Origin of the sequence: Enterobacter cloacae complex sp. 2015409, assembly GCF_041365315.1 — a bacterium.
In the GTDB taxonomy this organism is placed as follows: Bacteria; Pseudomonadota; Gammaproteobacteria; order Enterobacterales; family Enterobacteriaceae; genus Enterobacter; species Enterobacter pseudoroggenkampii.
On the sequence record NZ_JBFTVM010000003.1, the window covers coordinates 181,435 to 195,367 of the forward strand.

Annotated in this window: 13 protein-coding genes; 9 read left to right on the plus strand and 4 right to left on the minus strand. The window is 58.7% G+C overall.

Features of this window, described 5'->3' with window-relative positions:
- The first annotated feature begins 105 nt into the window (after positions 1-105).
- Genes lsrA through lsrG form a run of 6 tightly spaced genes read left to right on the plus strand, consistent with a single transcriptional unit; the run spans position 106 to position 5,791 of the window.
- Positions 106-1,593 (plus strand): autoinducer 2 ABC transporter ATP-binding protein LsrA, encoded by a 1,488-nt coding sequence (gene lsrA, locus ACDO57_RS16860; protein WP_061716443.1) that lies wholly within the window; start codon positions 106-108, stop codon positions 1,591-1,593.
- Positions 1,590-2,621 carry an autoinducer 2 ABC transporter permease LsrC gene (lsrC, locus tag ACDO57_RS16865; protein ID WP_370884292.1) on the plus strand — a complete coding sequence of 344 codons (1,032 nt, stop codon included), beginning with the start codon at positions 1,590-1,592 and terminating at the stop codon, positions 2,619-2,621. Before lsrA ends, lsrC begins: the two co-directional genes overlap by 4 nt.
- Entirely contained in the window at positions 2,622-3,599 is a 978-nt protein-coding gene (gene lsrD / locus ACDO57_RS16870) for an autoinducer 2 ABC transporter permease LsrD (RefSeq protein ID WP_370884293.1), read from the plus strand.
- Position 3,600: 1 nt separating this feature from the next.
- Positions 3,601-4,602 (plus strand): autoinducer 2 ABC transporter substrate-binding protein LsrB, encoded by a 1,002-nt coding sequence (gene lsrB / locus ACDO57_RS16875; protein WP_370884294.1) that lies wholly within the window; start codon positions 3,601-3,603, stop codon positions 4,600-4,602.
- Positions 4,603-4,613: 11 nt separating this feature from the next.
- Positions 4,614-5,501, plus strand: a complete 888-nt coding sequence (lsrF, locus tag ACDO57_RS16880) for a 3-hydroxy-5-phosphonooxypentane-2,4-dione thiolase (RefSeq protein WP_370884295.1) — start codon at positions 4,614-4,616, stop codon at positions 5,499-5,501.
- Positions 5,498-5,791 (plus strand): (4S)-4-hydroxy-5-phosphonooxypentane-2,3-dione isomerase, encoded by a 294-nt coding sequence (gene lsrG, locus ACDO57_RS16885; protein ID WP_003862606.1) that lies wholly within the window; start codon positions 5,498-5,500, stop codon positions 5,789-5,791. The genes lsrF and lsrG overlap by 4 nt, the downstream gene beginning before the upstream one ends.
- A 65-nt stretch (positions 5,792-5,856) precedes the next feature.
- On the opposite strand, the gene ACDO57_RS16890 is transcribed toward lsrG, so the two are convergent.
- Both ACDO57_RS16890 and ACDO57_RS16895 read right to left on the minus strand, forming a co-directional pair.
- Positions 5,857-6,705, minus strand: coding sequence for a dihydrodipicolinate synthase family protein (locus ACDO57_RS16890; RefSeq protein ID WP_370884296.1), 849 nt, complete (start codon positions 6,703-6,705; stop codon positions 5,857-5,859).
- A 12-nt stretch (positions 6,706-6,717) separates the two neighbouring features.
- Entirely contained in the window at positions 6,718-7,404 is a 687-nt protein-coding gene (locus ACDO57_RS16895; RefSeq protein ID WP_061716447.1) for a B3/4 domain-containing protein, read from the minus strand.
- A gap of 42 nt (positions 7,405-7,446) precedes the next feature.
- Here ACDO57_RS16895 and ACDO57_RS16900 point away from each other — a divergent pair, with 42 nt between their 5' ends.
- Positions 7,447-8,049, plus strand: coding sequence for a helix-turn-helix domain-containing protein (locus ACDO57_RS16900; protein WP_048992625.1), 603 nt, complete (start codon positions 7,447-7,449; stop codon positions 8,047-8,049).
- Between the two features lie 36 nt (positions 8,050-8,085).
- On the opposite strand, the gene ygjG is transcribed toward ACDO57_RS16900, so the two are convergent.
- Positions 8,086-9,465 (minus strand): putrescine aminotransferase, encoded by a 1,380-nt coding sequence (ygjG, locus tag ACDO57_RS16905; RefSeq protein WP_032650311.1) that lies wholly within the window; start codon positions 9,463-9,465, stop codon positions 8,086-8,088.
- Between the two features lie 435 nt (positions 9,466-9,900).
- Between ygjG and ACDO57_RS16910 the strand changes: the two genes are divergently transcribed.
- Together ACDO57_RS16910 and ACDO57_RS16915 are read left to right on the plus strand one after the other, a co-directional pair.
- Positions 9,901-11,421, plus strand: a complete 1,521-nt coding sequence (locus tag ACDO57_RS16910) for a methyl-accepting chemotaxis protein (protein ID WP_370884297.1) — start codon at positions 9,901-9,903, stop codon at positions 11,419-11,421.
- A gap of 336 nt (positions 11,422-11,757) precedes the next feature.
- Entirely contained in the window at positions 11,758-13,317 is a 1,560-nt protein-coding gene (locus ACDO57_RS16915; protein ID WP_370884298.1) for a methyl-accepting chemotaxis protein, read from the plus strand.
- On the opposite strand, the gene ACDO57_RS16920 is transcribed toward ACDO57_RS16915, so the two are convergent.
- On the minus strand, positions 13,314-13,808 hold the full coding sequence (locus ACDO57_RS16920) for a PadR family transcriptional regulator (protein ID WP_048992628.1): 495 nt from the start codon (positions 13,806-13,808) through the stop codon (positions 13,314-13,316). The two genes, ACDO57_RS16915 and ACDO57_RS16920, sit on opposite strands and share 4 nt — an antisense overlap.
- Positions 13,809-13,933 lie beyond the last annotated feature (125 nt).

A 13,933-nucleotide genomic window follows, 5' to 3' on the forward strand; every position in this document is an offset into this window, starting at 1 on the left:
CAATCGATAAAACTGTGATCCCTGCACGGTTGTAAATATAGTTCACCGTCTACGCTTTTGAACATTATTAAATCTAAAAATCATTTGTTCAATAGCGGAGCGATGATGACCTCACTTCTCGACGCGCGGAATATCAGCAAGCAGTTCTCAGGCGTGCCGGTTCTTAAAGGCATTGATTTCACGCTGCTTGCGGGCCAGGTGCACGCCCTGATGGGCGGAAACGGCGCGGGAAAATCGACGCTGATGAAAATCATCGCCGGGGTCGAAACGCCTGACAGCGGTGAACTTTCTGTCGAGGGGCAGTCATATGCGCGGCTGACGCCCGTTCAGGCGCACAGGCTTGGCATTTATCTCGTGCCGCAGGAGCCGCTGCTGTTCCCCAACCTGACGGTGCGGGAAAACATCCTGTTCCGTCTGCCGCGCGAGCGCGATCTTGAAAAGTGCCTGGCGGAGAAACTCCAGCAGCTGCAGTGCCAGCTTAACCTCGACGCCGCCGCCAGCACTCTGGAAGTGGCGGATCAGCAGATGTTGGAGATCCTGCGCGGATTAATGCGCAACGCCCGGATCCTGATCCTCGACGAACCTACGGCCTCCCTCACGCCGGGCGAAACCGAACGGCTGTTCCGCCAGATCCGCGCCCTGCAGACACTCGGCGTCGGGATTGTTTTTATCTCCCATAAGCTGCCGGAAATTCGCATGCTTTCAAGCCATGTCTCGGTGATGCGCGACGGCGCGGTGGTGCTGAGCGGCGAAACCGCGCAGTTTGACGATAGCGCCCTGATCGCCGCCATGACGCCAGTAAGCCGGGAGAAATCCCTCAGCGATACGCAAAAGCTGTGGCTGGCGCTCCCGGGCAATCGCCGTACCCAGCCGCAGGATTTCCCGGTGCTGCGCGTTGACGATCTTACCGGGGAAGGCTTTATCGATCTCAGTCTTGAGATCTATGCCGGGGAGATCGTTGGCCTGGCAGGGCTGGTGGGATCCGGACGCACCGAGTTTGCGGAAACGCTCTACGGCCTGCGGCCCGTGCGCGGGGGCCGCGTCTGGCTGGAGAACCAGGAGATCACCGGCGATCCGGTAAGTTCACGCCTGGAAAAAGGGCTGGTCTACCTGCCGGAAGACCGGCAGGTGTCCGGCCTGTTCCTCGACGCGCCGATCCGCTGGAACACCGTGGCGCTGAACGAGCCGTCGCTCTGGCAGCAGCGCAAGCGGGAGTCGGCGGTGGTGGAACGCTATCACCGGGCGCTGGGGATCAAGCTCAACCATGCGGATCAAACCGTGCGCACGCTCTCCGGCGGTAACCAGCAGAAGGTGCTGCTGGCGCGCTGCCTGGAGGCCAACCCTTTGCTGCTGATCGTCGATGAACCGACGCGCGGCGTGGACGTCTCGGCGCGCGCCGACATCTACCAGCTGATCAAAAGCGTGGCGGCGCAGAACGTGGCGGTGCTGATGATCTCAAGCGATCTCGATGAGTTTCCGGGCCTCGCGGACCGCGTGCTGGTGATGCACCAGGGCGTGCTCAGCGGCGAGCTGCCGCGCCATGCCGTCAGCCTCGACAGAATGATGGCGCTGGCGTTCGGAGGGCAAGCATGAAGACCTTACTGAAAAACCGCGAGCTGAGCGCGTTTCTCGCCATTCTGGCTCTGTTCGCCGTGCTGGTGGCGCTCAATCCGTCCTACCTGAGTTTGCAGACGCTGGGGATGATCTTCGCCAGCTCGCAGATCCTGATCCTGCTGGCCATCGGCGCGGCGCTGGTGATGCTGACCCGCAATATCGACGTTTCCGTCGGCTCCATCGTCGGGCTGTCCGCCATCGCCGTCGGCGTGGCGCTCAACAGCGGCTACAGCCTGCCGGTTTCCATCCTCTTCGCGCTCACGGTTGGCGCGCTGGCCGGGGTATTCAACGGGTTTCTGGTGGTGGGGCTGCGCATCCCGGCGATTGTCGCCACCCTCGGCACGCTGGGGCTGTACCGTGGAGCGATGCTGCTCTGGACGGGCGGAAAGTGGATTGAAGGGCTGCCGCCGGGGTTGAAATCCCTCTCTGAGCCTGCGGCCATCGGCGTGTCGCCCCTTGGCATGGTGGTGTTGATTATCGTGGTCACCGGCGCGTGGACGCTGTCGCGCACCGCGTTCGGGCGTGATTTTTACGCCGTGGGCGATAACCTCGCCGCCGCGCGGCAGCTGGGCGTGGCGGTGAACCGCACCCGCATGATCGCCTTTACCCTCAACGGCGTGCTGGCGGCCTGCGCCGGGATCGTCTTTGCCGCGCAGATTGGTTTTGTGCCCAACCAGACCGGCAGCGGGCTGGAGATGAAGGCCATCGCCGCCTGCGTGCTCGGCGGTATTTCGCTGCTGGGCGGCACGGGCACGCTGCTCGGCGCGCTGCTCGGCGCGTTTTTCCTGACGCAAATCGACACCGTGCTGGTGCTGTTCAGGCTCCCGGCCTGGTGGAACGACTTTATCGCCGGGCTGGTGCTGCTGGGCGTCCTGGTGCTCGACGGGCGTCTGCGTCAGGCGCTGGCGCGCCATCAGCGGGCGCTGAAGTACGGTCGCTTCCAGCCGGGTAACAGAGGGGGAAAGCACGTCACCCCGTTTCCCAAAAGCAAAAAAGAGGTGGCGTAAATGAGGCTTAACTGGGAAAGCGCGCTGCTCATTTTGCTGGTGCTGGAGATCCTGCTCTTCGGCGCCATCAACCCGCGCATGCTCGACATCAACATGCTGCTGTTCAGCACCAGCGACTTCATCTGCATCGGCATTGTGGCGCTGCCGCTGACGCTGGTGATCATCAGCGGCGGGATCGACATTTCGCTGGGCTCAACCATTGGCCTTTGCGCCATTGCGCTGGGGGTGATGATGCAGGCCGGGTGGCCGATGGCGGTCGCGATTCCGCTGACGCTGCTGCTGGGACTGCTGTGCGGGCTGGTAAACGCGGCGCTGATCCACTACACCGGCATCAGCCCGCTGGTGATTACCCTTGGCACGCTCTACCTCTACGGCGGCGGGGCGCTGCTGCTCTCCGGCATGGCGGGAGCCACGGGCTACGAGGGCATCGGCGGCTTCCCGGACAGCTTCACGGCGTTTGCTAACCTCACGGTGTTGGGCTTGCCGATCCCGCTGGTGCTGTTCGCGGTGATTACGTTTTTTTTCTGGCTGATTACCCACCGCGGGCGCTTTGGTCGTCACCTGTTTTTAATCGGCCAGAATCCTCGCGCGGCGCGCTATGCGGCGCTGTCGGTGAACGGCATGCCCTATGCGCTGTACGGCCTGGTGGGCGTGGCCTCGGCGGTTGCCGCGCTGGTGATGGTCTCCTATTTCGGCTCCGCGCGGTCGGATCTGGGGCGCGATTTGCTGATGCCAGCGCTCACCGCCGCCGTACTCGGCGGGGCCAATATCTACGGCGGGTCAGGTTCGGTTGTCGGTACGGCGCTGGCGGCGCTGCTGGTGGGCTACCTGCAGCAGGGTTTACAGATGGTCGGCATACCTAACCAGGTGTCGAGCGCGCTGTCAGGGGCGCTGCTGGTTGTGGTGGTGATGGGACGTTCGCTGAGTCTGCACCGTGAATGGGTGCGATCTCTCTTTAGAAAACTATCCGGAGCGTAAGATGAAAACAAAACTGTTCGTCCTGGCAATGGCCCTCGGCTTCGCTTCGGCGCAGGCGGCGGATCGCATTGCCTTTATCCCGAAGCTGGTGGGCGTGGGCTTCTTCACCAGCGGCGGCAACGGCGCGAAAGAGGCGGGGAAAGATCTTGGGGTGGACGTCACCTACGACGGCCCGACCGAGCCGAGCGTCTCCGGCCAGGTGCAGCTGATCAATAACTTCGTCAACCAGGGCTATAACGCCATCATCGTCTCCGCCGTGTCGCCGGACGGCCTCTGCCCGGCGCTCAAGCGCGCGATGCAGCGCGGCGTCAAGGTCCTGACCTGGGACTCCGACACCAAACCGGAGTGCCGCAGCATCTATATCAACCAGGGAACGCCGGAACAGCTGGGCGGCCTGCTGGTGGAGATGGCGGGCAAGCAGGTCACCAAACCGAATGCCAAAGTGGCGTTCTTCTACTCCAGCCCCACCGTCACCGACCAGAACCAGTGGGTGAAAGAGGCGAAGGCCAAAATCGAGAAAGATCATCCCCAGTGGCAGGTCGTCACCACCCAGTTTGGCTATAACGACGCCACCAAATCTTTGCAAACCGCCGAAGGGATCTTAAAAGCGTATCCGGATCTGGATGCGATCATCGCCCCGGACGCCAACGCGCTGCCGGCCGCGGCGCAGGCGGCGGAAAACCTGAAGCGCGAAGGGGTGGCGATTGTCGGGTTCAGTACGCCGAACGTGATGCGCCCGTACGTTGAGCGCGGCACGGTAAAAGCCTTCGGCCTGTGGGATGTCGTACAACAGGGCAAAATTGCGGTCAATGTCGCCGATCGTTTGCTGAAAAAAGGCGATCTTAACGTCGGCGACAGCGTGGACGTAAAAAATATCGGGGCGCTGAAGGTCGAGCCGAACAGCGTGCAGGGCTACCAGTATGAGGCGAAGGGCAACGGCATCGTGCTGCTGCCGGAGCGGGTGGTGTTCACCAAAGAGAACATCAGCAAATACGATTTCTGACGGGGGAGCAAATGGCTGATTTAGACGATATCAAAGACGGTAAGGATTTTGGCATCGGCACGCCGCAGGTCAACGTGCCGTTCACGCTGAAGGGCTGCGGCTCGCTGGACTGGGGCATGCAGTCCCGCCTGGCACGCATCTTCAACCCTAAGAGCAACCGTACGGTGATGCTTGCCTTTGACCACGGCTACTTTCAGGGGCCGACCACCGGCCTTGAGCGTATCGATCTCTCCATCGCGCCGCTGTTTGGTGAAACCGACGTGCTGATGTGCACCCGCGGCATCCTCAGGAGCCAGGTGCCCGCCGCGACGAACAAACCGGTGGTGCTGCGCGCCTCCGGCGGTAATTCGATTCTTGGCGAGCTGTCGAACGAGTGCGTGGCGGTGGCGATGGAGGACGCGCTGCGCCTGAACGTCTGCGCGGTGGCGGCGCAGGTGTACATCGGCAGTGAGTTTGAGCATCAGTCGATCAACAACATCATCAAGCTTGTCGATGCGGGCGCGCGCTACGGCATGCCGACGCTGGCGGTGACGGGGGTCGGTAAAGAGATGTCGCGTGACGCGCGCTATTTCTCGCTCGCCAGCCGCATCGCCGCTGAAATGGGGGCGCAGTTCGTCAAAACCTACTACGTGGACGAAGGCTTTGAAAAAGTGACCGCCAGCTGCCCGGTGCCGATTGTGATCGCCGGGGGCAAAAAGCTGCCGGAGCACGAGGCGCTGGAGATGTGCTGGCGTGCGATAGATCAGGGGGCATCCGGCGTGGACATGGGGCGCAACATCTTCCAGTCCAGCGCGCCGCTCGCCATGCTGAAGGCGGTGAAAAAAGTGGTTCACGAGAACTGGAACGCCCGCGATGCGTTCCAGTTCTGGCAGGAAGAGAAACAGGGAGAAGCAAAATGAACGTGACGCTGGTTGAAATCAACATTAAGCCCGAGCGGGTGGACGAGTTTCTGGAGGTATTCCGCGCCAACCACGAGGGGGCAATCAAGGAGCCGGGAAACCTGCGCTTTGACGTATTGCAGGACCCGAGGGTGAAAACCCGGTTCTTTATCTACGAAGCCTACAAAGACGAAGAGGCGGTGCTGGCGCATAAGCAAACGCCGCACTATCTGGCGTGCGTGGATAAGCTTGAGGAATTGATGTCGGAGCCACGTAAGAAACGCAGTTTTGTGGGGTTGTTGCCGGAGTAACGGTACGGGTAAGAGGTTGTGTTGATTTTGTAGGCCGGGTAAGCGTTAGCGCCACCCGGCATTGTTCAGGCCAGCACCAGATCCGCAAGTATCGCAGCAAGCGCTTCGCGCGGCTCACCCTGAATAGCCTGAAGCGGGAAGGGGAGCGCGGGTGTTTCCACTTTCCCCAGCATTTCTGCCGCTGCCGCTACCACCCGCAAGCTGCCGTATCGACGGAACAATTCCCACAGCGGCTCCAGCCGCTCGGAGTGTGCCGTCTCTTTCGAACGCGCAATCGCCAGCGCTGTTTGCGGGAACAATCCGCCGAGCACCGAGTACCAGACGTCAAACCCGGCATGCAGGGCGGAGGCCGCTCGCCAGTCGCCGGCGATACCCAGCGTGACGGTATCAGGAAGACGAGCCCGTACCTGCGACAGGTCCTCCGGCACGCGGCCAAGCTTTATGGAGCCTATATTCGGCAGGGCCGCGACGGCAAATAACAATGCATCGCTAAACGAAAAACCGGTCGTGGCGGGATTATCGTAAATGCACAGCGGTACGGAGATCTGGCGGGTCACCGTTTCATAGAGATTAAACACTTCGTCTTCCGTTAATCGCTGGTACGACACGGGCGCCAGCAGCAAGCCGGAGACACCTGCCGATTGCGCGTCGTCAGCCAGACGCAGAATATCGTCCAGCCGTAATGCGCCAATGCTGACGATGACCGGAATGTCATCAGCATGCGCCACCGCGCAGCGTGCGACCCGACCGCGCTCTTCTACGGTAAGATAGGCATAGCTTCCCGTTGAGCCGAGAATGCCCAGAGAATCCACGCCAGCGTCGACCATGGGGCGCAGAAGATTAATGAAGGACTGCTCGTCAAACGTCCCCTCTTTCAGGGGGGTTAACGGAAAAGCGCTTAATCCGTGAAACATCGTGTTGTCCTCTTACAGCGTCAGCATCTTAACCTGAGCCGTGGCCCCCGGCATCAGCCGCTGCAGGTTGTTGACCAGCTCTTCTCCCGCCTCTTCCAGTGCCGCAAGCGGCATCGACGGCAGGCTTTCAAGAATAAACCACATAGATTGCGCCTGGCTGTCCAGACGGGTACGCACCCCCTGTCGCCAGTTCCAGCGGCGGCAGGTGACGCCGAGATTGTCGCGCCAGATAACTTCGCCTGGTTCCGGATGTTCCACCACTGGTTGTCCCTCTTTTAAAGTATCAAACGGCTCGCTGCCGTCGGCCAGCGTCAGACGCGGCGCACCCGAGTACGCCGCGAGATTTTCCCCACCCACCGGAATGGCATAGCGAATGCTCACTGCGTTATAGATATCCACCACCGGATCCAGCGACGGCAGCGAACCGTCTTTCAGCACCCGCTTACGCAGGGCGGTCGCCGAGCAGGGCGTGCGTTTCGGTTTCGCACCGAAGGCTTTAAACACCTCATCCCAGTCTGAAAGGTGTGCATCAGCCCACGGCACATCATCATTCAACATCTGCTGGCAGGCCTGCGCCAGCGCGGCGGGCGCTACCTCCGGGTGAGTAATCGGCGCAGCTTCAACCAGAATGCTCAGCGCCCGAAAGCCTGGGGCAATCCCGGCAAGACGCGAATCTATTGACGGCGTAACGAGAGACATAAATAATCCTGTATTGACTGTTTTATACCATGGTAGTGACCAATGACTGATAAAGTCAATATAATGACTGATTCGGGTGCCGATGTTGCCCAGGTAAGCCTGGCCGTGGCGAACCGCATCCGCAACTGGCGTAAAGAGAAAAAGCTGTCGCTGGACGAGCTGTCCCGCCGCGCCAGCGTCAGCAAAGGGATGCTGGTGGAGATCGAAAAGGGCGCAGCCAATCCCAGCATCGCCATTTTGTGCAAGCTTGCCGCCGCGCTCGGCATCTCCGTGGCGGATATCGTCAACGTCTCCAGCGAGCCGCTGGTACATGTTATCGAAGAAGAGGCGATTCCGGTGCTGTGGCAGGGCGCGCTGGGTGGACGCGCCAGACTGCTGGCGGGTACCGCGGGACCTGACATGATTGAGTTATGGCAGTGGGAGATGCAGCCGGGAGAACGTTTTACCTCTCCGGGGCACCCGGCGGGAACCTTTGAGCTGCTGCACGTAAACGAGGGCGTGTTAACGCTGACGGTGGATGAGACGGTGACCCAGGTTAACGCTGGTGCGTCGGCGGTGGCGAAAACGGAAGCGTCGCACGGCTACGCCAATGAAAGCGATACCGTGCTTCGCTTCACCATGACGGTGGCGGAGTTTCACCGATAAAAAACTGCCGGGTAGCGTAACGCCACCCGGCGTTGATTACGCCTCTTCCACGCTCACCCGCAGCGCTGCCAGCGCTTTACGCGCCGCTTTCAGCACCTGCTCACACTGCTCAATCGTCAGCGTCAGCGGCGGTTCAATGCGGATGGTTTTCGAGTTGTTGAGCGTTCCGGCCACCAGCACCCGCTGGCGGAACATCTCGCTCGCGAAGCTGTAGCCGGTTTCGTTATCAACAAACTCAATCGCCATCAGCATCCCTTTCCCACGCGCGTCCTGCACCAGGTCCGGATACTCCCGGCCTAGCTGACGGAAGCCGTCCAGCAGCATGTCGCCTTTCTGCTCCGCCTGCGCGGGCAGGTTTTGCTCCAGCAGCACGTTAATGGTCGCCAGAGCGGCCGCACAGGCCAGCGGGTTACCGCCAAAGGTGGTGGTATGCAGGAACGGATTGTCGAACAGCACCGAGAAGACCTCCTCGGTGGCCACCGTCGCGCCAATCGGCATCACGCCGCCGCCGAGCGCCTTCGCCAGGCACAGGATGTCCGGCTGCACGTTCTCGTGCTCGCAGGCAAACATCTTGCCCGTGCGGCCCATCCCGGTCTGGACTTCGTCGAGGATCAGCAGGGCGCCAAACTCATCGCACAGCTGACGCACGGCGGGCAGATAGCCCTGCGGAGGGAGGATCACGCCGCCTTCGCCCTGAATCGGCTCCAGGATCACCGCCGCCACGTCATCGCCGGTCTTGCGGCATTCGCTCAGCGCGGTGCGCATGGCGTTGATGTCGCCAAACGGCACGTGGCGGAAGCCCGGCAGCAGCGGCATAAACGGTTTGCGGAAGGTGGATTTGGCGGTAGCAGACAGTGCGCCCAGGGATTTACCGTGGAACGCGCCGCTGGTGGCGATAAAGGTGAATTTCCCGCGCGGCGACTGGTACGCTTTGGCGAGTTTAATCGCCGCTTCGACCGATTCCGTGCCGCTGTTGCTAAAGAAGCTGTACTTCAGTTTGCCGGGCGTTAAGGCCGCCAGCGTTTTCGCGAGCATGGCGCGAAGCGGGTCGAGCAGTTCCTGGCTATGGAGAGGTTGTTTCGCAAGTTGATTCTGTACGGCGGAAACCACAACTGGATTACGGTGCCCCACGTTGAAAATTCCAAAACCTCCCAGGCAATCGATAAACTCCTGTCCCTGGGTGTCGACAAGCGTGTTCAGACTTCCCGCTTGCCACTCTACGGCTCCGTAATCCCCGCCGGCGGTAACAGATTTGCGATACTCCAGAAACCCTGGATTGACGTGCTCTTTAAAGTAATCGATGACCTCTCGGTTAAGTTGTTTCATCTCCTCATGATCGAGCGTTCGCTTCTCAATGAGATTCAGTGCGTGCGCGGTACAGGCAAGAGCCGAGGCGCTGGAAGGTAACCTGTTCAAAATGTGCTCCCGGGGATCGCGTATCACATGATACTGAGTTAAGTATTGCAGGGATTACGCCACTTCAGATGACTTAACGAAAATCGGGATAAACGCCAGGTTAAAATAATGTTGCACAATATTTAATCATGCCGATAGAAGCCAAACGGGATTTAGCGGTACGGGGCAGAGAGTATAAAAGAAGGGGGAAGAGCGCCGCTGCACTAAAGAAGTGCATACGCTGCAACTTAAGTGGGCATTAACGGGTCATGCTTTGTGGGTAATTTCTCTGCGAAAGTATTTGAAATCAATGGATTAAAAAATCGCACAAAAAGTATGGTTTAAGTCAAATCTGCGATCTCCATCAAGTTTAACAACTAAAGATAAATTGTTTACCGCCGAAAAAACATTGACCCACAAAATTAACATTCAAATAACCTGCAAGGGATGCCCACGATGTCCTCTCCAACCTATGTCACCCAGAATGAATATCCTCTGGACGATGACACCACCTTAATGTCTACCACAGACGTCCACAGCTATATCACACACGCCAACGACACCTTTGTGCAGGTGAGCGGCTACCAGCTCGATGAGCTGACGGGCCAGCCGCACAATATGGTACGCCATCCCGATATGCCAAAAGCCGCGTTTGCCGATATGTGGTACACGCTGCAGCAGGGCGAGCCGTGGAGCGGGATTGTTAAAAACCGGCGCAAAAACGGCGACCACTACTGGGTGCGTGCGAATGCGGTACCGATGGTGCGCCGCGGGCAGGTGACGGGCTATATGTCCATTCGCACCAAAGCCACAGCGGAAGAGATTGCCACAGTGGAGCCGCTCTACCGGGCGCTGAACGACGGGCGCTGTAAAAAACGTATTCATAAAGGGCTGGTGGTCGGAAAGGGCTGGCTGGGCAAACTGCCGGCAATGCCGCTGCGCTGGCGCGTGCGTAGCGTGATGGCGGTGCTTTTTGCCGTACTCGCCGCCACGCTGGTCGCGACCTCCGCCGGGTGGATGTCGCTCGCCGCAGCCGCGCTGGTGATGCTGCTGGGGACACTGCTGTTTGAGCAACAGATTGTCCGCCCGATAGAGAATGTGGCGCGACAGGCGCTGAAGGTCGCCACCGGCGAGCGCAACAGCGTGCAGCACCTTAACCGCAGCGACGAGCTGGGGCTGACGCTGCGTGCGGTAGGACAGCTTGGCCTGATGTGCCGCTGGTTGATCAATGACGTGTCGAGCCAGGTGGTGAGCGTCCGTGACGGTAGCGACAGGCTGGCGCAGGGAAATGAAGATCTGAACGATCGGACGCGTCAGACCGTGGCGAACGTGCAGCAGACCGTCGCGACAATGAACCAGATGGCCGCGTCCGTTCAGAGCAATTCCGAAACCGCCGCCGAGGTGGACAAACTCTCCGTGGCCGCGAGCAGCGCGGCAACGAAAGGGGGCAACGCGATGCAGACTGTCGTTAAAACCATGGATGACATTGCCGACAGCACGCAGCGAATTGGCTCGATTACCTCCCTGATTAACGATATCGCTTTCCAGACCAATATTCTGGCGCTGAACGCGGCGGTTGAAGCGGCAAGGGCAGGGGAGCAGGGCAAAGGTTTTGCCGTGGTCGCGGGCGAAGTCCGCCATCTTGCCAGCCGCAGCGCCAGTGCCGCGAATGATATTCGTAAACTGATTGATGCCAGCGCCAGCAAGGTGCAGTCCGGCTCTGAGCAGGTACACGCCGCAGGCCGTACGATGGATGATATCGTTGTGCAGGTGAAAAACGTGACGCAGCTTATCGCCCAGATCAGCCACGCGACCTCCGAGCAGGCAACCGGACTTTCAGAGTTGACCCGCGCGGTGGCTGAACTCGACAGCATCACGCAGAAAAACGCCGACCTGGTCGAGGAGAGCGCGCACATTTCTGCGATGGTGAAGCATCGCGCCGGACGCCTTAAGGATGCGGTGACTGTGCTCCATTGAGTCAATAATGTTCCGGAAAAGCCGTTTATTCCGTAAGGAATAAGCGGCGTTTTATTTTCTGGTTGTGACTATTAATGTATTTTATTGTTAAGTTAATATTAAATAACTAAAGAAAGTGCCTCAGTTATTTATTCCTGCCTAAGTCAATTATTCAGAACGCTATTTTGAAAAATACCCATCTGGTGGTCTGGTAACGATCGATGGAGCAATATTAATAGCCTCTACCTATCCATTGTGATGGTTATGAAATAAAAAAACGATCAAAGTCATAAAGTTAGCAAATTCGTTACCGATAACAGCGATCGTCTGAGAAATAATCACATCGATGGAGAAAATATGCTCTTACATGACGTAAAGATCGGCACGAAATTATTTCTGGCGTTTGGATTCTTTATTGTCCTGATGGCGATCAGCGCGAGCCTGTCTCTGCTGAGTCTGAACCGGGCTAATAACGGGATGCAATCCATTATTACCAGTGATTATCCGACCACGGTAAAAGCGAACCAGTTAATCGATAACTTCCAGGAATTTATTAGCACGCAACAGCTGATGCTGCTGGATGAGCAGGGTACCTACACGGGGCAATCGCAGCAGCGCCTGAAAGAGATCAGCGAGCACATCACGGTGATCCTGGGCGAGCTGAACAACGCGCTGCAGGATCAAAAGTCTCAGCAGGTGCTGGCGGATATCCGCAGCGTGCGCCAGCAGTATCTGGACTCGCGCTACCGCATTTTGCAGGCGGTGCAGAACAACAATCGTGCGGGCGCTATTCAGGAGATGATGACCACCACCCTCGCCGTGCAGCAGGCTTATAAAGCGAAGGTGAAGGAGCTGATTACTATTCAAAACAGCGAGATGCAGAGTGCAGGGGCGCAGGTGGAAGGAGATTTCAGGTCTAACCGCCTGCTGCTGATCCTGATCACGCTCTTTAGCGTCGTGGCAGGCAGCCTGATTGGCTGGTTTATCGTGCGCGCTATCACACGTCCGCTCGGCGAGGCGGTGCATTTTGCAAAAGCCATTTCAGAGGGCGATCTGACGGGAAGCATCACGCCGCACGGCAAAGACGAAACGGGTCTGCTGCTGCATGCGCTGATGGAGATGAAGACGCGACTGCTGGACATTGTGCAGCAGGTGCAAACCGGCTCGGAGAATATCTCCAGCGCAGCCGCGCAGATTGTCGCCGGGAACCAGGATTTGGCCGCGCGCACGGAAGAGCAGGCAAGTTCTGTCGAACAGACCGCTGCCTCGATGGAGCAGATCACCGCGACGGTGAAAAATACCGCCTCGCATACCGGGGAAGCGACCAACCTTTCTGCCGATGCCGCCACGGTGGTCAAAAACAACGGTGAGATGATGAAGCAGGTGACCAGCAAAATGCGCCTGATTAACGAAACATCGAACCGGATGTCCGACATTATCGACCTGATCGACGCCATTGCGTTCCAGACCAACATTCTGGCGCTCAACGCGGCGGTGGAAGCGGCGCGCGCCGGCGAGCACGGACGCGGCTTTGCGGTGGTGGCCGGTGAGGTTCGCCAGCTTGCCCAGAAGAGCGCGTCGTCTGCCAGCGAAATCCGGGAGCTGATTGAGAGCTCCACCAGCCAGACCCAGGACGGGATGAACCTTGTCGAAAAAGCGAGTGGGCTGATCAACGGGATGGTGGGCAACGTGGAGGAGATGGACGTGATTCTGCGGGAAATTCGCCAGGCCAGCCACGAGCAGACGGAAGGTATCTCGCAGATTAACAGCGCGATTGGCCTGATTGATGCCACCACCCAGCAGAACTCCGCGCTGGTGGAGGAGTCTGTGGCTGCGGCGGCATCGCTTAACGAACAGGCGATGCACCTGAAAGAGCTGGTACGCGTCTTCCGCGTGAGCGAGCACGCGCCGGCTTAATCCAGCTGGGAGATCTCCAGCGCCGCGCGGTCAATCACGCCGATAATCTGCTTAAGCTGCGCGTCGTTGAGCTCTCCCTGATTCACCTTCAGGTCTAACACCGCTTTAAAGTTATCCAGCGCCCGCTTCATCTGCGGGTTTTTGCGCAGCTGAAAACCGACGCTGCGCGCTTTGATACGCACCTGGATCTGTTCCAGCTGTTCCCGGTTTTCATCCAGCCAGCGCTGTCCTTCAGCGGTAATCGCAATGCGCTTACGCCCGCTCTCTTCTTCCGTAATGGTGATAAATGTCTGATCCTGAAGATAATCCAGGGTTGGGTAGATGACGCCTGGGCTCGGGGTGTAATTCCCCTGGGTCAGGTTTTCAATCTCTTTGATCAGTTCGTAGCCGTGGCTCGCGCTACGGGTCAGGATATCCAGAATCACCAGCCGCAGATCGCCGTGGCCGAAAAAGCGCGGTCGGCGCCCGCCGCTGTCGTGTTCGTGTCGCATAACAGGTCCTTTAATTGATATATCTAAACTATATCTAAGATATATTCAGATGCAATCTAAAAGATCTTGCATTTTTCATTATTAGTAATCATTATCATTTGAAAATTGATTTAGATATATCGTAT